This is a genomic window from Streptomyces sp. NPDC090032 (genome assembly GCF_044748025.1).
GTDB lineage: Bacteria > Actinomycetota > Actinomycetes > Streptomycetales > Streptomycetaceae > Streptomyces.
The window spans coordinates 298,695-320,779 of the sequence record NZ_JBIVFF010000011.1 but is presented as its reverse complement, the minus strand read 5'-3'; the positions used below and the strand labels follow the sequence as shown (position 1 = coordinate 320,779).

Annotated in this window: 22 protein-coding genes; 11 read left to right on the top strand and 11 right to left on the bottom strand. The window is 71.0% G+C overall.

The genetic code is table 11. From position 1 onward, the window contains the following. Window positions 1–38: 38 nt before the first annotated feature. Entirely contained in the window at window positions 39–1,277 is a 1,239-nt protein-coding gene (gene serB / locus ACIPWY_RS27750; RefSeq protein WP_362908132.1) for a phosphoserine phosphatase SerB, read from the top strand. A 171-nt stretch (window positions 1,278–1,448) separates the two neighbouring features. Here serB and ACIPWY_RS27745 read toward each other — a convergent pair whose 3' ends face one another. From ACIPWY_RS27745 to ACIPWY_RS27730, 4 genes are all read right to left on the bottom strand, one after another. Beyond that, a complete protein-coding gene (locus tag ACIPWY_RS27745) occupies window positions 1,449–1,967 on the bottom strand; it encodes a SixA phosphatase family protein (RefSeq protein WP_393705514.1) in 519 nt (172 codons plus the stop codon). Window positions 1,968–2,052: 85 nt separating this feature from the next. Next, the gene (locus ACIPWY_RS27740) at window positions 2,053–2,268 is read right to left on the bottom strand and encodes a hypothetical protein (RefSeq protein ID WP_362908154.1); all 216 of its coding nucleotides are present in this window, start codon (window positions 2,266–2,268) and stop codon (window positions 2,053–2,055) included. A 223-nt stretch (window positions 2,269–2,491) separates the two neighbouring features. Next, entirely contained in the window at window positions 2,492–2,611 is a 120-nt protein-coding gene (locus tag ACIPWY_RS27735; protein ID WP_264484672.1) for an SGM_5486 family transporter-associated protein, read from the bottom strand. A gap of 94 nt (window positions 2,612–2,705) precedes the next feature. Further along, on the bottom strand, window positions 2,706–4,004 hold the full coding sequence (locus ACIPWY_RS27730; protein ID WP_401535499.1) for a CynX/NimT family MFS transporter: 1,299 nt from the start codon (window positions 4,002–4,004) through the stop codon (window positions 2,706–2,708). A 126-nt stretch (window positions 4,005–4,130) separates the two neighbouring features. Between ACIPWY_RS27730 and ACIPWY_RS27725 the strand changes: the two genes are divergently transcribed. After that, window positions 4,131–4,814 (top strand): FadR/GntR family transcriptional regulator, encoded by a 684-nt coding sequence (locus ACIPWY_RS27725; protein ID WP_362908129.1) that lies wholly within the window; start codon window positions 4,131–4,133, stop codon window positions 4,812–4,814. Window positions 4,815–4,845: 31 nt separating this feature from the next. On the opposite strand, the gene ACIPWY_RS27720 is transcribed toward ACIPWY_RS27725, so the two are convergent. From ACIPWY_RS27720 to fabG, 3 genes are all read right to left on the bottom strand, one after another. Continuing rightward, the gene (locus tag ACIPWY_RS27720) at window positions 4,846–5,223 is read right to left on the bottom strand and encodes a hypothetical protein (RefSeq protein WP_362908128.1); all 378 of its coding nucleotides are present in this window, start codon (window positions 5,221–5,223) and stop codon (window positions 4,846–4,848) included. A gap of 155 nt (window positions 5,224–5,378) precedes the next feature. After that, window positions 5,379–6,155: an enoyl-ACP reductase FabI gene (gene fabI, locus ACIPWY_RS27715; protein ID WP_362908127.1), complete on the bottom strand. Its 777-nt coding sequence runs from the start codon at window positions 6,153–6,155 to the stop codon at window positions 5,379–5,381. Between the two features lie 5 nt (window positions 6,156–6,160). Then, a complete protein-coding gene (fabG, locus tag ACIPWY_RS27710; protein ID WP_362908126.1) occupies window positions 6,161–6,877 on the bottom strand; it encodes a 3-oxoacyl-[acyl-carrier-protein] reductase in 717 nt (238 codons plus the stop codon). Between the two features lie 281 nt (window positions 6,878–7,158). Here fabG and ACIPWY_RS27705 point away from each other — a divergent pair, with 281 nt between their 5' ends. The 3 genes from ACIPWY_RS27705 to tyrS are packed head-to-tail and all read left to right on the top strand — an operon-like array spanning window position 7,159 to window position 11,403. Beyond that, entirely contained in the window at window positions 7,159–8,682 is a 1,524-nt protein-coding gene (locus tag ACIPWY_RS27705; RefSeq protein ID WP_362908125.1) for a TldD/PmbA family protein, read from the top strand. A gap of 5 nt (window positions 8,683–8,687) precedes the next feature. Continuing rightward, the gene (locus ACIPWY_RS27700) at window positions 8,688–10,082 is read left to right on the top strand and encodes a metallopeptidase TldD-related protein (protein ID WP_362908124.1); all 1,395 of its coding nucleotides are present in this window, start codon (window positions 8,688–8,690) and stop codon (window positions 10,080–10,082) included. Window positions 10,083–10,134: 52 nt separating this feature from the next. Continuing rightward, window positions 10,135–11,403: a tyrosine--tRNA ligase gene (gene tyrS, locus ACIPWY_RS27695; protein ID WP_393705516.1), complete on the top strand. Its 1,269-nt coding sequence runs from the start codon at window positions 10,135–10,137 to the stop codon at window positions 11,401–11,403. Window positions 11,404–11,473: 70 nt separating this feature from the next. Here tyrS and ACIPWY_RS27690 read toward each other — a convergent pair whose 3' ends face one another. Continuing rightward, window positions 11,474–11,749 carry a GlsB/YeaQ/YmgE family stress response membrane protein gene (locus ACIPWY_RS27690; RefSeq protein WP_362908122.1) on the bottom strand — a complete coding sequence of 92 codons (276 nt, stop codon included), beginning with the start codon at window positions 11,747–11,749 and terminating at the stop codon, window positions 11,474–11,476. A 215-nt stretch (window positions 11,750–11,964) separates the two neighbouring features. On the opposite strand from ACIPWY_RS27690, the gene ACIPWY_RS27685 reads away from it, so the two are divergent. Together ACIPWY_RS27685 and ACIPWY_RS27680 are read left to right on the top strand one after the other, a co-directional pair. Further along, the gene (locus ACIPWY_RS27685) at window positions 11,965–12,351 is read left to right on the top strand and encodes a DUF3099 domain-containing protein (protein WP_362908153.1); all 387 of its coding nucleotides are present in this window, start codon (window positions 11,965–11,967) and stop codon (window positions 12,349–12,351) included. A gap of 196 nt (window positions 12,352–12,547) precedes the next feature. Continuing rightward, entirely contained in the window at window positions 12,548–12,769 is a 222-nt protein-coding gene (locus tag ACIPWY_RS27680; protein WP_100592515.1) for a hypothetical protein, read from the top strand. Window positions 12,770–12,779: 10 nt separating this feature from the next. Here the strand turns inward: ACIPWY_RS27680 and moaA are convergent, their stop codons facing one another. From moaA to ACIPWY_RS27665, 3 genes are all read right to left on the bottom strand, one after another. After that, window positions 12,780–13,769 (bottom strand): GTP 3',8-cyclase MoaA, encoded by a 990-nt coding sequence (gene moaA, locus ACIPWY_RS27675; RefSeq protein ID WP_362908121.1) that lies wholly within the window; start codon window positions 13,767–13,769, stop codon window positions 12,780–12,782. Between the two features lie 144 nt (window positions 13,770–13,913). After that, complete coding sequence (locus ACIPWY_RS27670; protein ID WP_393705517.1) at window positions 13,914–15,542, bottom strand: cation acetate symporter; 1,629 nt, start codon at window positions 15,540–15,542, stop codon at window positions 13,914–13,916. Next, complete coding sequence (locus ACIPWY_RS27665) at window positions 15,539–15,922, bottom strand: DUF485 domain-containing protein (protein WP_362908119.1); 384 nt, start codon at window positions 15,920–15,922, stop codon at window positions 15,539–15,541. The genes ACIPWY_RS27670 and ACIPWY_RS27665 overlap by 4 nt, the downstream gene beginning before the upstream one ends. A 335-nt stretch (window positions 15,923–16,257) precedes the next feature. Here ACIPWY_RS27665 and ACIPWY_RS27660 point away from each other — a divergent pair, with 335 nt between their 5' ends. From ACIPWY_RS27660 to ACIPWY_RS27645, 4 genes are all read left to right on the top strand, one after another. Further along, window positions 16,258–17,799: a S8 family serine peptidase gene (locus ACIPWY_RS27660; protein ID WP_393705518.1), complete on the top strand. Its 1,542-nt coding sequence runs from the start codon at window positions 16,258–16,260 to the stop codon at window positions 17,797–17,799. Between the two features lie 112 nt (window positions 17,800–17,911). Next, window positions 17,912–19,459, top strand: a complete 1,548-nt coding sequence (locus ACIPWY_RS27655; RefSeq protein ID WP_362908117.1) for a S8 family serine peptidase — start codon at window positions 17,912–17,914, stop codon at window positions 19,457–19,459. Window positions 19,460–19,546: 87 nt separating this feature from the next. Next, a complete protein-coding gene (locus tag ACIPWY_RS27650; RefSeq protein WP_401535492.1) occupies window positions 19,547–20,953 on the top strand; it encodes a CoA transferase in 1,407 nt (468 codons plus the stop codon). 84 nt (window positions 20,954–21,037) lie between these two features. Beyond that, window positions 21,038–22,069 carry a CopD family protein gene (locus tag ACIPWY_RS27645; protein ID WP_401535490.1) on the top strand — a complete coding sequence of 344 codons (1,032 nt, stop codon included), beginning with the start codon at window positions 21,038–21,040 and terminating at the stop codon, window positions 22,067–22,069. The last annotated feature ends 16 nt before the right edge of the window (window positions 22,070–22,085 follow it).

Here is a 22,085-nt window from a genome sequence, read left to right as displayed (position 1 = left end):
CGCGCCGCGTGACGCGGGCCGGATACCGTGGGACCACCATGAGTGCTTCGCAGCCCCGCCACCCCGCTGACGTCCCGGCCGCAGTTCCGGACGACGTCCCGACGCTCCTCGTCAAGATATTCGGCAAGGACCGCCCCGGCATCACCGCCGGGCTCTTCGACACCCTCGCCGCCTACTCCGTCGATGTCGTCGACATCGAGCAGGTCGTCACCCGTGGCCGCATCGTGCTGTGCGCCCTGGTGACGGAACCGCCCCCCGGTCTCGAGGGCGATCTGCGGGCCACCGTCCACAGCTGGGCGGAGTCCATGCGGATGCAGGCCGAGATCATCTCGGGTATCGGCGACAACCGTCCGCGCGGGCTCGGCCGCTCCCTCGTCACCGTGCTCGGCCACCCGCTGACCGCGGAGACGACGGCCGCCATCGCCGCCAGGATCACCGGCACCGGCGGCAACATCGACCGTATCTTCCGGCTCGCGAAGTACCCCGTGACCGCGGTCGAGTTCGCCGTTTCCGGCACCGAGACCGAGCCGCTGCGCACCGCGCTCGCGACGGAGTCGGCGGCACTCGGCGTCGATGTCGCCGTCGTCGCGGCCGGCCTGCACCGGCGCGCCCAGCGCCTCGTCGTGATGGACGTCGACTCGACGCTCATCCAGGACGAGGTCATCGAGCTCTTCGCGGCCCACGCCGGCTGCGAGGACAAGGTCGCCGAGGTCACCGCTTCGGCGATGCGGGGCGAGCTGGACTTCGAGCAGTCGCTGCACGCGCGGGTCGAGCTGCTCGCCGGGCTCGACGCGTCGGTCGTCGACAAGGTCCGCGCCGAGGTACGGCTCACGCCCGGCGCGCGGACCCTGATCCGCACGCTGAAGCGGCTCGGCTACCAAGTAGGCGTCGTCTCGGGCGGGTTCACCCAGGTCACGGACGATCTCCAGGACCGGCTCGGGCTCGACTTCGCCCAGGCCAATACCCTGGAGATCGTCGACGGAAAGCTGACCGGACGGGTCACCGGCGAGATCGTGGACCGCGCGGGCAAGGCACGGCTGCTGCGCCGGTTCGCCGCGGAGGCCGGGGTGCCGCTCGCGCAGACCGTGGCGATCGGCGACGGCGCCAACGATCTCGACATGCTGAACGCGGCGGGGCTCGGCGTCGCCTTCAACGCGAAGCCCGTGGTCCGCGAGGCCGCGCACACCGCGGTGAACGTGCCGTTCCTCGACACCGTCCTCTACCTCCTCGGCATCACCCGGGAAGAGGTCGAGGCGGCGGACGCCCACGACGACTGAGCCGGTCGCTGCCCACGACGACTGAGCCCGTCGACGCGCACCACGCCTGAGACCGGTCGACGCGGAAGATCACTGATGCGGCGGGCCCGGGTACCCATTGGGTACCCGGGCCCGCCGCATATCAGCATCCGGCCGCCGGTCAGCCGGTCAGCGGGTCAGCGGGTCAGCGGGTCACTCGGACGGGGCCCAGTAGTCGACGAGGGTGGCGGTGCCCGGCTCGAGGGACTTCCAGGAACCGGTGAAGGACAGGACCGCGAAGGCGGAGGTCGGGAAGCCGCGCCGGGCCATCCGCGTCCCCGCGTCGCCCTCCGCCTGCCCCGAAAGGATTTCGACGAGCCCCTGGATCCCGGGGTTGTGGCCGACCAGCACCGCGTTCCGCACGTCGTCGGGGGTCTCGTTCAGCATGGCGATGAGCTCACCGGGCGAGGCTTCGTAGATCCGCTCCTCGTACACCGTCCTGGGCCGGTGGGGCAGCTCGTGGACGGCGAGCTTCCACGTCTCGCGGGTCCTCGCGGCGGTCGAGCAGAGGGCCAGGTCGAGGTCGATACCGGAGTCGGCGAGCTTGCGGCCGGCGACGGGGGCGTCTTTTCGGCCCCTCTCGGCGAGCGGCCTCTCGTGGTCGGAGACCTGGGGCCAGTCCGCTTTCGCATGCCGGAAAAGGACAATCCTGCGGGGTTCTGCGACGCTCATGGGTCCCAGCTTCGCATGAAACCGGCCATGGGGCGCAGGGAGTTGACGCGCTCGACCTGCACGGGTGAAGCGCCTCGCGGGCCGCTCACGGGGCCGTGTGCAGCACCGCCTGCTGGATACGGTCGAGGAGCCGGCCGACCGACGGGTCGCCGGTCGCGGCGTGCGCGTCGGCCGGGTTGAGTATCAGGAGCAGGAGCACGGCGAAGGTGATCGCAGGCAGGGCGATCGCCCACCACGGGAGCCTGACGTCGACGCCGCCCGCTCGGGCCGGGTGGGGCCGGGTGTGCGTAGGGGCCGACATGACGCCTCCGGTGTCCTCGAGATACACGCTGCCGTGATCCGCGGTGCTCGCGGTCACATCTCGAATTTACGGAAGGCCGGGCCCTCAACCCATCCGGTGATCCACCCAGTTGACCCTGACACTGACCCCCTAGGGGATAGGGGTGCCAGCACCACCCTCCCCGGCCGCGAACGGGCCGGGGACCGCTGTCATGGCGAGGCGGCGACCGCGACGGCGGCGACGGTCACGGTGAGGCGATCGAGGCGATGACCGCGATGATCACGGTGATGGCCAGCATCGAGCCGAGCACGATGAGGAGCTTCTTCTGGCCGTTCTGGGGGTTCGGGTCGAGCACAGGCGACATGCGGTCAGTCTCGCACCCTTTGCCCCGACTGCCGGAGCCGGGGTGGGCCCGCGGCCGGGGGGAGCCCGCGACCGGGGGGAGCCCGCGGCCGATGTCAGGCCGCCCCGGCGGTGGCGGGCTCGGCGGGGGCGGCCTCGTCCTCGACCGTACAGTTGCGGCCGGCGATGACGCCCACCACGATCTGCGGCACCATCAGGGCCGCCATGAGCGCGATCGGGACGCCCCAGCCGCCGCTGTGCTGGTAGAGCACGCCGACGAGCAGCGGTCCCGGGATCGAGATCAGATAGCCGGTGCTCTGGGCGAAGGCGGAGAGCTTGGCGACGCCCGTGCCGGTCCGCGCCCGCATGCCGACCATGGTCAGGGCGAGCGGGAAGGCGCAGTTGGAGATGCCGAGGAGGATGGCCCACGCCCAGGCGCCGCCGGAGGGGGCGAAGTAGAGGCCCGCGTAGCCGGCGAGGCCGCACACGCCGAGGGCGATCACGATGGGGCCCTGGCTGGGCAGGCGCGTGGCGAGGCGCGGAATGACGAAGGCGAGCGGTACGCCCATCGCCATGGTGACAGCGAGCAGCACGCCCGCGGTGCCCGCGGAGACTCCGGCGTCGCGGAAGATCTGCGCCATCCAGCCCATGGTGATGTAGGCAGCGGTGGCCTGGAGGCCGAAGAAGACGGCGAGCGCCCAGGCGGTACGGCTGCGGGTGATGCGCAGGCCGTCGTCCTGCTGCGGGGCGCCGACGGTGTTGCCGCCCTTGGCTCCCCGTTCCCGTGCGAGCGGGACCCACGGCACGACGGCGGCCACGGCGAGCGCCGCCCAGAGGGCGAGTCCGCTCTTCCAACTGCCGCCGAGCGCGTCCGTCACGGGCACGGTCACGGCCGCCGCGAGGGAGGTGCCGAGCGCGAGGGCCATCGAGTAGAGGCCGGTCATGGAGCCCACGCGGTCGGGGAACCAGCGCTTGACGATCACCGGCATGAGGACGTTGCTGACGGCGATGCCCATGAGGGCCAGGGCGCTGGCGACGAGGAAGCCGACGGTGCTGCCGGTGAACGGGCGGATGACCAGACCGGCGGCGATGGCGACCATGCCGGCGCACACGACGGCTCCGGGGCCGAAGCGGCGGGCGAGCCGCGGCGCCATCACTCCGAAGATCGCGAAACAGAGCGGCGGTACGGAGGTGAGGAGGCCGGCGACGCTGCCGCTCATGCCGAGCCCGTCGCGCACCTCTTCGAGGAGGGCGCCGAGGCTGGTGATGGCGGGTCGCAGGTTCAGCGCCGCGAGGACGATGCCCACCATCATCAGGCGCACGGCCCACGCGCGCGTGGGGGCTGTTTTCGCTTCGGGTGCGCTCTCGGTCCGTATCGGGGTCGGGGTCAACGTCGGGGTTTCCTCACTAGCCATGCCCCCATCTTAGAATCATGGGATGATTGGGTGTCCAATCGGATTGCGTCACACTTGGCGCGGCCCCCGGCCCGCGCCCGTTCCTGCCCGCCCCGGTTCGCCCCGGACATCGCACCAAGGACCGTCATGCCGCTGACCTCCCCCAGGCGCTCGGCTCTCTCCGAGCAGGTCATCGCCGAACTGCGCGCCCAGATCTCGTCGGGCGAGTGGCCGGTGGGCTCCCGCATCCCGACCGAGCCCGAGCTGGTCGAGCAGCTCGGCGTCGCACGCAACACGGTGCGTGAGGCCGTGCGCGCACTCGCCCACAACGGCCTGCTCGACATCCGGCAGGGCTCGGGCACCTACGTCGTCGCGACCAGCGAGCTGGCGGGCGTGATGCAGCGCAGGTTCGCCGACGCCGACCCCCGGCACATCGCCGAGCTGCGTTCGACCCTGGAGTCCAGCGCCGCGAGTCTTGCCGCGCAGCGCCGTACCGAGCGCGAACTCAAGCAGCTCGACGCGCTGATGGTGCGCCGGGAGGACGCCTGGGCGTCGGGCGACGCGGAGGCCTTCGTGGCGGCGGACGCGACGTTCCACCTGGCGGTCGTGGCCGCGTCCCACAACGACGTCATGACGGCGATGTACGCGGACCTCGGCGAGGTCCTGCGGGACGTCCTGCGCGTGGACGTGGGTGAGGAGCTGACACCCGAGAACCACATGGACCACACGAGTCTGCTCGACGCGATCCGGGTGGGCGACGCGGAGGCCGCCGCGGCGGAGGCGGCGCGCTACCCGTTCCTGTGCCTGCCGGGCCGGCCGGCACATCAATGAGCACAGGCCCAGCGCCTGGAACGCGTGGCGCCTAGCCGTCGACCTTGGCGTGGCTGATCCAGGCCGAGCGGACCTCTTTCCAGCACCGGCCGGTGAGCCGCACGGTCTCGGCTGCCTCGGCCCGGACCTGCCCGCCGTCGCTGTCTATGTCCCACCAGCGCTCGCACTCGACGTGGAGGCTGACCGCGTCGGTCGCCGGATACGGGTTGTGGCAGTACGCCGTCACGTCCGAACCGGCGACGGCCACCCGGCAGTCCGCTCCGAAGGGTTCGGTCCTGCGGTCGTCCCCGGCGTCGCCCACGCGCGCGTAGGGCGCGGTTCGGGCGGTGTGGGAAGCGGCGTCGTACGGCACCGCGATGAGGAGCACGAGGGCTGCGAGTACCGGGGCACCGCGCTGGAACAGGCGCACAAGGGGGACCTCCTCGGCCGTACGGGAGAGGGGGAACGAACGCCTTCCCAGCCTGCGTGCTCACCCCGCGCGCCCGCCCGGCCATTAGGCCGAACGGGTGACGCCCCGCTCCCCCGCGAACTGCGGGAAACGGGGCGTCGGCCACGTACGGGTGATCAGGCGCCGATCGCGTGCAGCCCGCCGTCGACGTGGATGATCTCGCCGGTGGTCTTCGGGAACCAGTCGCTCAGGAGGGCGACGATGCCCTTGCCGGCCGGCTCCGGGTCCTCCAGCTTCCACTCCAGCGGGGAGCGGCTGTCCCAGACGGCGGCGAGCTCGCTGAAGCCGGGGATCGACTTCGCGGCCATGGAGCCGATCGGGCCCGCCGAGATCAGGTTGCAGCGGATGTCCTGCTTGCCCAGGTCACGCGCCATGTAGCGGCTGGTGGCCTCCAGCGCGGCCTTGGCCGGGCCCATCCAGTCGTACTGCGGCCAGGCGAACTGCGCGTCGAAGGTGAGGCCGACGACGGACCCGCCCTCGTTCATCAGCGGCAGCAGCGCCATGGTCAGCGACTTCAGGGAGAAGGCGGAGACGTGCATGGCGGTGGCCACGGACTCGAACGGCGTGTTCAGGAAGTTGCCGCCGAGCGCGTCCTGCGGCGCGAAGCCGATGGAGTGCACGACGCCGTCGAGCCGGTCGCCGAGCTGCTCACGGACCTGGCCCTCCAAGCGGGCGAGGTGCTCGTCGTTCGAGACGTCGAGCTCGAGGACCTTGACCTTGTCGGGCTGGGGCAGCTTCTTGGCGATGCGCTCGGTCAGCGTCGGCCGCGGCCACGCGGTGAGGATGATCTCCGCACCCTGCTCCTGGGCCAGCTTCGCGGCGTGAAAGGCGATGGAGGACTCCATCAGCACGCCGGTGATGAGGATCTTCTTGCCCTCGAGGATTCCAGCCATGGTGTTCAGTGACCCATTCCCAGTCCGCCGTCAACGGGAATGACGGCTCCAGTGATGTACGAGGCGTCGTCCGAGGCGAGGAACCGCACCGTCGCGGCGATCTCCTCCGGCTGCGCGTAACGGCCGAGCGGCACCTGCTTCACGATGCCCTCGCGCTGCTCGTCGGTGAGCGCCTTGGTCATGTCGGTGTCGACGAAACCGGGCGCGACGACGTTGAAAGTGAGGTTGCGCGACCCGAGCTCACGGGCGAGCGAGCGCGCGAAGCCGACCAGACCAGCCTTCGACGCGGCGTAGTTCGCCTGTCCCGCGGAGCCGAGGAGGCCGACGACGGAGGAGATCAGCACGACGCGGCCCTTCTTGGCGCGCAGCATGCCGCGGTTGGCACGCTTCACGACCCGGAAGGTGCCGGTGAGGTTGGTGTCGAGGACCGACGTGAAGTCGTCCTCGGACATACGCATGAGGAGCTGGTCCTTGGTGACGCCGGCGTTGGCCACGAGGACCTCGACGGGACCGTGCTTCTCCTCGATCTCCTTGTAGGCCTGCTCCACCTGCTCGCTGTCGGTGATGTCGCACTTGACGGCGAGGAAACCGGCCTTCTCCAGCTCGGCCGCGTCGCCCGAGCGGTATGTGATCGCGACCTTGTCGCCGGAGTCGGCGAATGCACGGGCGATAGCGAGGCCGATGCCCCGGTTTCCTCCGGTGACGAGAACCGAGCGGCTCAACGGATCACCCTTTCGATAGCGGGTCTGGTACCTCGAAAACCTATCGGTACCGCCCGGGATACGGAGAATCGGCCACCGACAGTGGCGACGGACAGTCACTGTCGGGTCCCTACAGAAAAGTGTGGCCGCGGGGCCCGCCGACGCGACATGATCGGGGCTGACCGGTGCCCGCACGCGGGAGCGGCCGGCGCCCAGGGCTCCTGACGGCGCTTGTGACAGCACCACCGAACAGCACCACCGAAGTGCCACCGACAGTGCCTCCGACAGCAGGGAGAACATCCGTGCCCCATTCGATCGATGAAGCCTTCACGGCGCTGCCGCTGCGGGCCCTCGCCGATGCCGCGCTGGCCCGCGCGCGGGCTCTCGGCGCCGACCACGCGGACTTCCGCCTGGAGCGGGTGCGCAGCGCGGAGCGCCGGCTGCGGGACGCGCGGCCCGCGGGCTCGTCGGACACCACGGACCTGGGGTACGCGGTACGGGTCGTGCACGGCGGCACATGGGGCTTCGCCTCGGGCGTCGATCTGACGATGGACGCGGCCGCGAAGGTGGCGTCGCAGGCCGTCGCGATGGCGAAGCTGTCGGCGCAGGTGATCAAGGCCGCGGGTTCGGACGAGAGGGTGGAGCTGGCCGCGGAGCCGGTGCACGAGGACCGGACGTGGGTGTCCTCGTACGAGATCGATCCGTTCTCCGTGCCGGACGAGGAGAAGGCCGGGCTGCTGGCCGACTGGAGTGCGCGGCTGCTCGGCGCGGACGGCGTCGACCATGTGGACGCCTCACTCCTCACCGTGCACGAGAACAAGTTCTACGCCGACACGGCGGGGACGGTGACGACGCAGCAGCGGGTGCGGCTGCATCCGCAGCTGACAGCGGTCGCCGTGGACGGGTCGAGCGGCGAGTTCGACTCGATGCGGACGCTTGCGCCGCCGGTGGGCCGGGGCTGGGAGTACCTCACCGGGACCGGCTGGGACTGGGACCGCGAGCTGGCGGAGATCCCGGAGCTCCTCGCCGAGAAGATGCGGGCGCCCAGCGTCGAGGCGGGCCTGTACGACCTCGTGGTCGACCCGTCCAACCTGTGGCTGACCATCCACGAGTCGATCGGCCACGCGACCGAGCTGGACCGTGCGCTCGGCTACGAGGCGGCGTACGCGGGCACGTCCTTCGCCACGTTCGACCAGCTCGGGAAGCTCAAGTACGGCTCCGAGATCATGAACGTGACGGGTGACCGCACCGCCGAGCACGGCCTCGCGACCATCGGGTACGACGACGAGGGCGTGGCCGGGCAGTCCTGGGACCTGGTCAGGGACGGGACGCTCGTCGGCTATCAGCTGGACCGCCGCATCGCGAAGCTGACGGGCTTCGACCGGTCGAACGGGTGCGCCTACGCGGACTCCCCCGGCCATGTGCCCGTCCAGCGCATGGCGAACGTGTCGCTCCAGCCGGACCCGGGCGGCCTGTCGACCGAGGACCTGATCGGGGGCGTCGACCGCGGGATCTACGTCGTCGGCGACCGGTCCTGGTCGATCGACATGCAGCGCTACAACTTCCAGTTCACGGGGCAGCGGTTCTACCGCATCGAGAACGGACGGCTCGCCGGGCAGCTGCGCGATGTCGCGTACCAGGCCACGACCACCGACTTCTGGGGTTCGATGGCGGCGGTCGGCGGCCCGCAGACGTACGTACTGGGCGGCGCGTTCAACTGCGGCAAGGCCCAGCCGGGGCAGGTCGCGGCGGTGTCGCACGGCTGCCCGTCCGCCCTCTTCAAGGGCGTGAACATTTTGAACACCACGCAGGAGGCCGGACGTTGAGCCCTATGAGTCCTGGAACGAACAAGCCGCACGAGATCGTCGAGCGTGCCCTCGAGCTGTCCTCGGCCGACGGCTGCATGGTCATCGCCGACGAGACGTCCACCGCCAATCTGCGCTGGGCGGGCAACGCGCTCACCACGAACGGGGTGACGCGCGGGCGCACCCTCACCGTCATCGCGACCGTCGACGGCAAGGAGGGCACGGCCTCCGGGGTCGTCTCCCGCTCGGCCGTGACCGCGGACGACCTCGAACCGCTGGTGCGGGCCGCCGAGGCCGCCGCCCGGAGCGCGGCGCCCGCCGAGGACGCCGGGCCGCTGGTGTCCTCAGTGCCGCACTCCGGCGACTTCACGGACGCGCCCGCCGAGACCTCGTCGGCCGTCTTCGCGGACTTCGCGCCGGCCCTGGGCGAGTCGTTCGCCCGCGCCCGGGCAGGAGGCCGCGAGCTGTACGGCTTCGCCAACCACGAGCTCGTGTCCAGCTATCTCGGTACGTCGACGGGCCTGCGGCTGCGGCACGACCAGCCGAACGGGACGCTGGAGGTGAACGCGAAGTCGCCGGACCGGACGCGTTCCGCGTGGGCCGGCCGCTCGACGCGCGACTTCAAGGACGTCGACCCGGGCGCGCTGGACGCCGAGCTGGCGCAGCGTCTGAACTGGGCGCGCCGCCGCGTCGAGCTGCCCGCGGGCCGCTACGAGACGCTGCTGCCGCCGACCGCGGTGGCCGATCTGCTGATCTACCAGATGTGGTCGGCGGCGGCCCGGGACGCCGTCGAGGGCCGGACCGTCTTCAGCAAGCCCGGCGGCGGTACGCGCATCGGCGAGCGGCTGACGGAGCTGCCGCTGACGCTGCGCAGCGACCCGAACGAGCCGGGCCTGGAGTCGGCGCCGTTCGTCCTCGCCCATGCCTCGGGCGACAGCGCCTCCGTCTTCGACAACGGTCTGCCGCTCACGGCGACGGACTGGGTGCGCGAGGGCGAGCTCGCCCGTCTGACGACGACGCGGCACAGCGCGGGCCTCACCGGTCTCCCGGTGGCGCCGGCGATCGACAACCTCATCCTGGACGGCGGCGAGGACCGCTCGCTGGACGAGATGGTCGCGGCCACCGGGCGCGGGCTGCTCCTGACCTGCCTCTGGTACATCCGCGAGGTCGATCCGGCGACGCTTCTCCTGACCGGGCTGACCCGGGACGGGGTGTACCTCGTGGAGGACGGCGAGGTGGTGGGCGAGGTGAACAACTTCCGGTTCAACGAGTCGCCCGTCGACCTGCTGGGGCGCGCGGTGGAGGCCGGGCGGACGGAGAAGACGCTGCCCCGGGAGTGGAGCGACTACTTCACCAGGGCTGCCATGCCGGCCCTGCGAGTGCCGGACTTCAACATGAGCTCGGTCAGCCAGGGCGTCTGACCCCGTAACCTGGTCGGGCAGCATCCATGTCTTCCAAGGAGATACGAGAACCGTGACGGACATCGTCGACGAACTTCAGTGGCGCGGCCTGCTGGCCCTGTCCACTGACGAGGACGCATTGCGCAAGGCGTTCGCGGACGGTCCCCTCACGTTCTATTGCGGGTTCGACCCGACCGCGCCGAGTCTCCACCTCGGCAACCTGGTCCAGATCCTCACCATGCGCCGGATCCAGCTCGCGGGGAACCTCCCGCTGGGTCTGGTCGGCGGGGCCACCGGCCTGATCGGCGACCCGAAGCCGAACGCCGAGCGGACGCTGAACGCCCCGGAGACGGTGGCGTTGTGGGTCGAGCGGCTGCGCGGGCAGATCGAGCGGTTCCTCGATTTCGAGGGCCCGTACGCCGCCCGCATGGTCAACAACCTGGACTGGACCTCGGGTCTGTCGGCGATCGACTTCCTGCGGGACATCGGCAAGTACTTCCGGGTCAACAAGATGATCGCCAAGGAGGCCGTCTCCCGACGGCTCAACTCCGACGCGGGCATCAGCTACACCGAGTTCAGCTACCAGATCCTCCAGGGCATGGACTTCATGGAGCTGAACCGTCGGTACGGCTGCACGCTGCAGACCGGCGGCAGCGACCAGTGGGGGAACCTCACCGCGGGCACCGACCTGATTCACCGGGTCGAGCCGGAGGCGTCCGTGCACGCGCTGGCCACCCCGTTGATCACCAAGGCGGACGGCACCAAGTTCGGCAAGACGGAGTCCGGCACGGTCTGGCTCGACCCCGAGCTGACCACCCCGTACGCCTTCTACCAGTTCTGGCTGAACGCCGACGACCGCGATGTGTCCAAGTTCCTGCGGATCTTCAGCTTCAAGTCCCTTGAGGAGATCGAGGACCTGGAGCGGCAGACCGAGGAGCGGCCGCAGGCGCGGGCCGCTCAGCGGGCGCTGGCCGAGGAGCTGACGACCCTGGTGCACGGCGCCGACCAGTGCGCCGCCGTCATCGCCGCGTCGAAGGCGCTGTTCGGGCAGGGCGACCTGGGCGAGCTGGACGAGGCGACCCTCGCGGCAGCCCTGTCCGAGCTGCCGCACGCGAAGGTCGACACGCTCGGCCCGGTCGTGGACCTGCTCGCCGAGGTCGGCCTGGTGGCGAGCAAGTCGGCCGCCCGGCGCACGGTGAAGGAGGGCGGCGCGTACGTGAACAACGTGAAGGTCGCCGCCGAGGACGCCGTGCCGGCCGCGGACGAACTGCTGCACGGCCGCTGGCTCGTGCTGCGCCGCGGCAAGAAGAACCTGGCGGCGGTCGAGGTCGCCGGCGCCTGAGCGCGCAGGACCGAGGTCACAGCAGGAAGGGCGGCTCCGCATCTGGTGCGGGGCCGCCCTTCCTGCTGTTTCAGGCTCGCTGTTTGTTGCCTCGCAGGGCCACCCAGGCCATGTCTCCGAGCCACACGATGACCACGGCTCCGGCCAGTTGGAGCAGGTGACGGGTCCAGTCGATGCCCTTGGTGTCGTTGACACCGATCCAGGTGGCGACCGAGTTGCCCAGAATGCTGCCGATGATTCCGAAGACCACGGTCAGCCACAGGGGAATCTGCTGCTTACCCGGCAGGATCGCCTTCGCGATCAGTCCGAGCACCAGACCCACGATGATCGCCCACAACCAGCTCATGTCGTCGCCTCCTCTGTGGCGCGCTGTGCGCATCTGCGCTCAGTCTCGGCTTATCCGCCATACGGCGCATGTCGGGCGCATCCGTACGCGGTACGGCGCAGCAAGTACGCACGGGCCGGGCCCTCCCCGGTCTCGAACGCGGAGGAAGCCGGGCGTACGGTGGAGGCAGTCCGGACCGGGGAGAGTCCGGCATGGCAGGCAGGCGGTGGAATGTGATGCGGAAGCAGAGCAGCGGCGAGGTCTTCCGGATCACCGGGGCGAGGCAGGGCCTCTCCGACGACGTCCGCGGCAGGCAGCGCCGCTACGTCATCTCGATGTCGGTCCGCACCCTCGCCGTGATCCTCGGCGCGGCCCTGTGGAACGTCGAGCGCCCGGTCGCGATCGTGGCTCTGGTGCTCGGTCTGTTGCTCCCCTACGTCGCCGTGGTGATCGCCAACGCGGGCCGGGAGAACGTCCCTTCGCTGCCGTCGACGTTCGTGACCGCGCCGATGCGGCCGATGCTCACGGCGCCCGCCGCCACCGCCCCCGCGGAATCCGTTCCGGAGGACAACACCGGAGCGCACGACGAGGAGCGGCGTGATCACTTGGGTGACCGCGGCTGACCACCGGCGATGCGCAAAGCTCAAGAAAAGCTCAGATCAATCATGTAGTTCCGGTGCCGGGCGGCCGGTCCCCCATGACATACTTCGTACGCGCTCCGCATCCCCCGTCGGAGCGACGGACCGACGCCGGGCAGCTCCCCCCGTGGCTGCTCGGCGTCGCCTTTGTTTGGGCGCGTAAGTGTTTGGGGCGGTACCTGTGAGTGACGAAAACCCGATCTGTTCCGCCAAGGGCTGCCGCGTCGACGCGGTCTGGGTGCTCGCCTGGAACAACCCGAAGCTGCACACGCCGGAGCGGCGCAAGACGTGGCTCGCGTGCGACGAACACCGCGAGCATCTCTCCCAGTTCCTCGGCGTGCGCGGCTTCCTGAAGGACGTCGTCGCGCTCAAGGACTGGGAGTCCGGGGACCGCGAGGGCTGAGCGCCCCGGGTCAGCCGCCGATCGCGGACATCGGGCGCTCGGGCTGGAGGAACTTCGGGTCGTCCAGGCCGGAGCCGGCCTTCTTGCCCCACATGGCGAGCTTCCAGATACGGGCGATCTCGTCGTCCCCGCTGTCCGAGCGCAGGGCCGCGCGCAGGTCCGTCTCCTCGCTGGCGAACAGGCAGGTGCGCACCTGTCCGTCGGCGGTGAGCCGGGTGCGGTCGCAGGCCGAGCAGAACGGGCGGGTGACGGAGGCGATGACGCCGACGCGCTGCGGTCCCCCGTCCACCAGCCAGCGCTCGGCGGGGGCGGAACCCCGCTCTTCGGAGCCTTCGGGCGTGAGGTCGAAGCGCGTGCGCAGGGACGCCAGGATGTCACCGGCGGTGATCATGCCGTCGCGCTTCCACCCGTGCTGGGCGTCCAGGGGCATCTGCTCGATGAAGCGCAGCTCGTAGTCGTGCTCGACGGCCCAGGCGAGGAGGTCGGGTGCCTCGTCGTCGTTCAGCCCCGGCATCAGTACGGAGTTGACCTTGACGGGGGTGAGGCCCGCCGATCCGGCGGCTTCGAGGCCGTCGATGACGTCCTTGTGGCGGTCGCGCCGGGTGAGGGTCTTGAAGACGTCGGGGCGCAGGGTGTCCAGCGAGACGTTGACCCGGTCGAGGCCGGCCTGCTTGAGGGCGGCGGCGGTGCGCTTGAGTCCGATCCCGTTCGTCGTCAGGGACATCTGGGGGCGGGGCTCCAGCTGGGCCACCTGCTCCACGATGCCGACGAGGCCGGGGCGCAGCAGGGGCTCGCCGCCGGTGAACCTGACCTCCGTGATGCCGAGCTGCGTGACGGCGATCCGGATGAGCCGGACGATCTCGTCGTCCGTGAGCAGATCGGGCTTGGCCAGCCACTGCAGGCCCTCTTCGGGCATGCAGTACGTACACCGGAGATTGCACCGGTCGGTCAGCGAGACGCGGAGGTCGGTGGCCACTCGGCCATAAGTGTCGATCAGCACGTGGGCCCCCTCTCCGATACGGATCTGATTATCCGAGCCTACGTGATGGGTCCGACACCGGCGGGCTCCAGATCCCACGGGAGCGGGACGGCCGCGTCGTAGATCCGTACGAGGATCTGCGACGCGGCCGTCCGTGGCCCGAGGTCAGTGGGCTCCCGTGCCGGTGAGGGAGCGGACTTCGAGCTCCGCGTACTTGCCGGCGTCCGCCTTCTCCTTGGAGAGGACCGTGCCGAGCCAGCCGAGCAGGAAGCCGACCGGGATCGAGATGATGCCCGGGTTCTCCAGCGGGAACCAGTGGAAGTCGGCGCCCTTGAACATGGACGTCTTCGGGTTCCCGGACACGACCGGCGAGAACAGCACCAGGAAGACCGCGGTGAACAGGCCTCCGTAGATCGACCAGAGTGCGCCCTGGGTGGTGAAGCGCTTCCAGAAGAGGCTGTAGAGGATCGTCGGCAGGTTGGCGGAGGCGGCGACCGCGAAGGCGAGCGCGACCAGGCCGGCCACGTTCAGGTCGCGGGCGAGGGCTCCGAGGCCGATGGAGACGATGCCGATGAAGACGGTCGCCCAGCGGGCCGCCTTCATCTCCTCCTTCTCGGAGGCCTTGCCCTTCTTGATGACGTTCGCGTAGATGTCGTGCGCGAACGAGGAGGACGAAGCGAGGGTCAGGCCCGCTACGACCGCGAGGATCGTGGCGAAGGCGACCGCCGAGATGGTCGCGAGGAGGATCGCGCCCCACGACGAGTCGACCCCGCCGAGGTGCAGCGCGAGCAGTGGCGCCGCGGTGTTGCCCGCCGGGTTGGACGCGATGATCTCGTCCGGCTTGATGAGGGCGGCGGCACCGAAGCCGAGCGCGATCGTCATCAGGTAGAAGGCGCCGATGATGCCGATCGCCCAGTTCACGGACTTACGGGCGGCCTTGGCTGTGGGGACCGTGTAGAAGCGGATCAGGATGTGCGGCAGTCCCGCGGTGCCGAGGACGAGCGCGATGCCGAGCGAGATGAAGTCGATCTTCGACGTCGACGTGGCGCCGTACTTGAGTCCGGGCTCCAGGAACGCGGCGCCCTTTCCGCTGTTGGACGCCGCCTTGCCGAGCAGGTCGGAGATGTTGAAGTTGAACTTCAGCAGGACCAGGAAGGTGAGCAGGATCGTGCCCGCGATCAGGAGCACGGCCTTGACCATCTGGACCCAGGTGGTGCCCTTCATGCCGCCGATGGTGACGTACACGATCATCAGGACGCCGACGAGGGCGACTATGCCGACCTTGCCCGCGTCGGACGTGATGCCGAGCAGCAGCGAGACGAGGACGCCCGCACCCGCCATCTGCGCGAGCAGGTAGAAGATCGAGACGACGATCGTGGAGGTGCCGGCGGCGGTGCGGACCGGGCGCTGGCGCATCCGGTAGGCGAGGACGTCGCCCATCGTGTAGCGGCCTGAGTTGCGCAGCGGTTCGGCGACCAGGAGCAGGGCGACGAGCCAGGCGACGAGGAAGCCGATGGAGTACAGGAAGCCGTCGTAGCCGAAGAGGGCGATGGCGCCCGCGATGCCGAGGAACGACGCGGCGGACATGTAGTCGCCGGAGACGGCGAGTCCGTTCTGGAAGCCGGTGAACTGGCGCCCGCCCGCGTAGAAGTCGGCGGCGCTCCTCGTCTGGCGGCCCGCCCAGACGGTGATCACCAGGGTGGCGAGGACGAACACCGCGAACAGCGAGATGATCAGCGGCCGGTGCTCGCTCGCCTCACCCGCGGCGAGTACCTGCGTGACTGCGGGGCTCATGCGCCGCCCTCCATCCGGGACTTGATCGCCTCGGCCTTGGGGTCGAGCTTGGTGGCGGCGTGGCGGGAGTACCACCAGGCGATGAGGAACGTGGTCAGGAACTGGCCGAGACCGAGGACCAGCGCGACATTGATGTTGCCGAAGAGCTTGGTGCCCATGAAGTCGCCCGCGTAGTTCGACAGCAGTACGTACAGCAGGTACCAGGCGATGAAGGCGATGGTCAGCGGGAAGGCGAACGAGCGGTGTGCGTGGCGCAGTTCGGCGAACTCCGCACTCTCCTGCTCCGCAATGAATTCCTCCGTGGAGGGCGCCTCCGTGGAGGGCGGTGCGGAACGGGTGTCGGGGCCGCCCTTCGACGGTGGCGGTGCATCGGTGGCCACGGAGTCTCCTCGCGGTGCGGGTGCGGCGGGTGGGACGGACATGTGGTTCTCGGGCCTCACGGTGATGTGGATCATCTGTGGCCGGGAGGCGATGGTAGGGCTACCCGGGGTGATCCGACAGGGGGCGGGGATCGCGTGCGTGCCCCCTGCTCAACGTCACGGGGACACACGCGCACCGGTTCAACTCCTTTGCCCGATCATGCGTTTTCTTCGGGAATTCATTGCTGGCCTGCGAGGACCCGGGATACGTTCACCCGTGCACCACGCGTCATGTACCTGCCCGAGCACCACTGTGTTCGGGCTTTTCCATATACGACGGATGATGTGGAGATCCCATGGCTCATCTGCGCTCCAGACGCCGCCTGGCCCTCACCCTGCCGCTCGGCCTCGCGCTCACCGCGTCCCTCGGCTTCCTGCCCGGCGCCGCGTCGGCCACACCGGCCAATTCCCCTGCGGCCACGGCTGGTTCGGCCACCGCCGACGCCGGGGCACTCGCGTACGTCGTGAACACCCGGACGGACCACCGCACGCTCGGCTCCGTGAAGAAGGCGATCGCCGAGGCGGGCGGGACCGTCGTCGCCTCGTACGACCGGATCGGTGTGATCGTCGTCCACGCGTCGAACCCGGACTTCGGGAAGCGGATCCGCACCGTCAAGGGCGTGCAGTCGGCGGGCGCCACGCGTACGTCGCCGCTGGTGGCCGCCGGTACCACGGACGAGGGCGACGCCCAGGTCCTGTCGAAGGCCCAGGCCAAGTCCCTTGCCGCGCAGGCCGGTTCGGGCGACGAGCCGCTGGAGGCCGACCAGTGGGACCTGCGGGCGATCGGCGCCGACAAGGCCGCGAAGATCAACCCGGGCAGCCGCGACGTCACCGTCGGCGTCATCGACACGGGCGTGGACGACACCCACCCGGACCTCGCCCCGAACTTCTCCGCGTCGCAGTCCGCCAACTGCGTCGGCGGCAAGGCGGACACCTCGCCCGGCGCGTGGCGCCCGTACGACCCGGCCGAGGACTATCACGGCACGCACGTCGCCGGTGAGATAGCCGCGGCCCGCAACGGCATAGGCGTCGCCGGGGTCGCTCCCGGCGTGAAGGTCGCGGGCATCAAGGTCAGCGACCCCAACGACGGCCTGTTCTACCCGGAGAACGTGGTCTGCGCGTTCGTGTTCGCCGCCGACCACGGCGTCGAGGTCACCAACAACAGCTATTACGTGGACCCTTGGCTCTACAACTGCATGGACGACCCGGACCAGAAGGCCATCGTCGACGCGGTGAACCGGGCCCAGCTGTACGCCCAGAAGAAGGGCACGCTCAACCTGGCGTCGGCCGGCAACTCCAACGACGACCTGGACTCGGACGCGCTCGTCGACGACTCCAGCCCCGACGACTCGACGCCGGTCCACCGCACGATCGACCCGCACAAGTGCTTCGACATCCCGACGCAGCTGCCGGGCGTCGTCACCGTCAGCGCTTCGGGCCCGACGGGCGCCAAGTCGTACTACTCCAGCTACGGCAAGGGCGTCATCGACATCGCGGCGCCGGGCGGCGACAAGTTCCAGATCCCGGACACCCCGTCGAAGGACGGTCGCATCCTGTCGACGATGCCGGGCGGCCAGTACGGCTTCCTCCAGGGCACGTCGATGGCGTCGCCGCACGCCGCGGGTGTCGCCGCGCTCCTCAAGTCGGCACACCCGAGGGCCACTCCGGCCCAGCTCCAGGCGCTCCTCAAGGCCGAGGCCGACAACCCGGGCTGCCCGTCGGACCCGTACGACGGTGACGGCGACGGTGTCGTCGACGCCACCTGCGAGGGCGGGAAGCGCGTCAACGGCTTCTACGGCTTCGGCATCGTCGACGCGCTCGACGCCGTCAAGAAGTGATGCGGTCCCGCGACCCGAAGGCCGTCAAGCAGCCCTGCACCAGCTGCACTTGGCGTGGCGCCGACTGCGTGGCGCCCCGCGCATCCCGAACGCAACGAACTCAGGAGACACCATGACGGCGCCCCTCGCGCGCTCCCGCTCCATCCGCCGTTCGATAGCCATCCCGGCCGGGATGGCCATGGCCACGGCTCTCGCGTTCCTGCCGAACGTGACCGCGTCGGCCGCGGGACAGGCCCCGCAGGGTCCTGCGGCGCCGGCCGCCACGGACGGCCCCGCGCTCAGCTATGTCGTCAACGTGCGCTCAGGACACGGCACTTCGGCCGCCGTCCAGAAGGAGATCACGAAGGCCGGCGGCACCGTCGTCGTCGCGTACGACAAGATCGGTGTCATCGTCGCGCACTCCTCGAACCCGGACTTCGCGAAGACGATCCGCAAGGCCCGCGGGGTCGACTCGGCGGGTGCCACGCGCACCGCGCCGCTGCCCGCCCAGTCCACCGGCGACCTCGGCACCCCGAAGGCCCTGACCGCCGCCCAGCTGGGCGCCACGGCCGGTCAGGCCGCCGCCGGGCAGGACCCGCTGGAGCCGTTGCAGTGGGACCTGCCCGCCATCAAGGCGGACAAGGCGCACGAGAAGTCCCTCGGCAGCAAGAAGGTCACCGTCGCCGTGATCGACACGGGCGTCGACGACACCCACCCCGACATCGCGCCGAACTTCGACCGCGGGGCGTCCGCGAACTGCGTGTCGGGCAAGCCGGACACGACGGACGGCTCGTGGCGTCCCAGCGCCTCGGAGAGTCCGCACGGCACGCATGTCGCGGGCGAGATCGCGGGCGCCAAGAACGGCGTCGGCATCACGGGTGTCGCGCCCGGCGTGAAGGTCTCCGGCATCAAGGTCGGCAACCCGGACGGCTTCTTCTACACGGAGGCCGTGGTGTGCGGCTTCGTGTTCGCGGCCGAGCACGGTGTCGACGTCACCAACAACAGCTATTACACCGACCCGTGGTACTTCAACTGCACGGACGACCCGGACCAGAAGGCCCTGGTGAAGGCCGTCGCGCGGGCCTCGCAGTACGCGGAGAAGAAGGGCGCCGTGAACGTCGCGGCGGCGGGCAACGAGAACTACGACCTCGCGTCCGACGAGATCACCGACCCGTCGAGCCCGAACGACACGACGCCGGGCGACCGTGTCGTCGACCCGTCCAAGTGCTTCGACATCCCGACGCAGCTGCCGGGCGTCGTCACGACCGCGGCGACCGGGGCCAAGGGCCTCAAGTCGTCGTTCTCCAACTACGGTCAGGGCACCATCGACATCGCGGCCCCCGGCGGCGACTCGACGGCCTACCAGACCCCGGCGCCGCCCGCCACGAGCGGCCTGATCCTCGGCCCGCTGCCCGGCGGCAAGTGGGGCTACATGGCCGGTACGTCGATGGCGTCCCCGCACGTCGCCGGCGTCGCCGCGCTGATCAAGTCGACGCACCCGCACGCGTCCGCGGCGGCCGTGAAGGCGCTCCTGTACGCGCAGGCCGACGCCACGCCGTGCACCGACCCGTACGACATCGACGGCGACGGCAAGGTCGACGCGGTGTGCGAGGGCGGCAAGAACAAGAACGGCTTCTACGGGCACGGCATCGCCGACGCTCTGGACGCGGTGACCAAGTAACCGCGTAGGCATGGCAGTTCAGGTGGGCCGGGCGGCAGCGTCCGGCCCACCTGTCGCGTTCCGGAGACCGTGCGCGATAGTGCCGTCATGACACATGCACCGGTGGGTGAGGGGACGCGCGCGGCCTGGGCGGCGCTTGGTGGCGACCCGGCCCTGACCTCGCACATCGCGTCCGTCCCGCGCGAAGGAGCGCTGCCCTCGCGACTGCCCGCGATCGACCTGGCACGCGCGTGCGTGGGCGCGTGCTCACTGGCCGCGGCCGAGCTGGCCGCCCGGCGCACCGGACGTCCGCTGCCGCGCGTGGTCCTCGACGACGGGGCGCTGGCCACCGCGTTCGTCAGCGAGCGGCATCTGCTGATCGACGGGCGCGCGACGGTCAACTTCGCGCCGCTGTCCCGGTTCTGGCGCACGGCGGACGGGTGGCTGCGCACCCACGCCAACTATCCGCACCACCGGGCGCGGCTGTGCGCGGCCCTCGGGCTCGGCGACGACGCGTCCGTGGAGCAGGTCGCCGCGCTGCTCGCGGAGCGGTCGGCCACGGAGGTCGAGGAGACCGTGTACGCCGCCGGGGGCCTGGCCGTCGCCCTGCGGACCATGGACGAGTGGGCCGCGCACCCCCAGGGGACGGCGGTCGCCGGGCGGCCGCTGCTGGAGCGGGAGCGTCTCGACAAGGCGGCGCCCCGGTCGCTGCCGCTGCTCACGGGTGACCCGCTGCTGCCCGCGTCCGGCCTGCGCGTCCTCGACCTGACGCGGGTCACCGGCGGTCCGGTCGCCACGCGCACCCTCGCGCTTTTCGGCGCGGACGTGCTGCGCGTCGACGCCCCGCAGCTGCCGGAGGATCCGGAGGCGCACGCGGACACCGGGTTCGGGAAGCGGTCCACGCGGCTCGATCTGACGGGCGCGGCGGACCGGCGCGCCTTCGACGGCCTCCTCGCGGGCGCGGACGTCGTCGTGACGGGCTACCGGCCCGGCGCGCTCGACCGGTTCGGCCTCGCTCCCGAGGCGCTGGCCTCGCGCAGGCCGGGGCTCGTGGTGGCGCAGCTGTCCGCGTGGGGTGCTTACGGGCCGTGGGGCCGGCGGCGCGGCTTCGACAGCGTGGTGCAGGTGGCCACGGGCATCGCGGCCGTCGAGGGGTCCGGGGAGCGGCCGGGGGCGCTGCCCGCGCAGGCCCTGGACCACGGCACGGGCTATCTCCTCGCGGCGGCCGTGCTGCGCGCCGTCACCGAGCAACTGGACGAGGGCGGCACGCGCGCGGTGCGGCTGGCGCTCGCCCGGACCGCGCACTGGCTGACGCGGGAGCTCCCGCACGGGTCCAGGGCGGCCACGGAGACGTATGACGCCGAGGACCCGGCGCGCTGGCTGACGGAGACCGACAGTCCCGCGGGGCGGCTGCGCCACGCGCTGCCGCCGGCCGGCTTCACCGGAGGGCCCGTCAACTGGGCGCGCCCGTCCGGGCTCTGGGGTACCGATGTGCCCGAGTGGCGCCATGGCTGAAGCCGGCCGCTCAGGCGGAATGCCGCTGCGCCAGTTGTTTTCGTGGACTTGCCCGGATCTGTCACAACTGGCGAAGATCTTGTGGTGAGTTCCATACGACCGACCACCGAGGTGCCTGCCCCCGCCGGGGACGACACCGGCTCTCCCGTCCGACGGCCCGCCACGCGGGCCGTCGCCGTGCTCGTCCTCGTGGCCGCTGCCGCGGTGATCCCCCTGCTCGGGCCCTCCGCGGCCCTCGACGGCACGGGGGAGGCGGCGGCGCCCGGGGTCACCGAAGTCGCGCTCCTTCGAGCGCTCCTGTTCGCCGCCCTCTGTGTCCAGCTGGGCGAGCTGTTCGCGGCGCGGCTGGCCCGGCGGGTGCCCGGGGCGCCGCCCGGGGACGGGCCGCGCGGCTGGTCGGCGTACGCGCCCTGGGCGGGGTTCCTGGCCGCGCTGGGACTCGCGTCGATCGTGGCGAACGGCAACCTCGTGCCGCACGCGCTCTCCGACCTGGACATCGCCGGGCTCTACGGCACCAGGGACGGCACCCTCGCACTCCTGGAGGTCAACGCGTTCGTGGTGGCGGCGCTGTGCGCCCGCTCACGCCGCCCGGCGACCGCGCTCGTGCCGTCGGCCGCCGTCGTCCTGGCCGAGGCGCTGCGCGCCCATCCGCCCGCCGAGGAGCACACGGCATACCTGGGCTCGGCCCTCACCGTCGTCCATCTGACGTGCGCCGCGCTGTGGGTGGGCGGTCTGCTGCACGTCCTGCGGACGCTGCGCCGGTGGCGTACGACGGCGCCTGAGGCGGGTGCCGCGCTGCTGGGGCTCTACGCGCGCGTGGCGGCCGTTCTGCTCGCCGCCATCACGGCGACGGGCGTGTGCAGCACGCTGCGCCGGATGCCGGTGGGCACGGTCCTCGACCAGCTGGTGACGACGGCCTACGGGCGCACCCTGCTCGCGAAGGTGCTCCTCGTGGCCGTCGTCTCCGTGTTCGCCCTGGCCGCGCGGCGCCGGCTGCGCCACGGCGGCCTGGAGGCCGCGTACGCGCCGGCGCGCGCGGAGGTGGCGGTCCTGGGCGTGACGGTCGCGGTGTCGGCCGTCCTGACCGCGCTGCCGCTCCCGATCCGTTGGTCGTGAACCCCCGCGCGCGGAC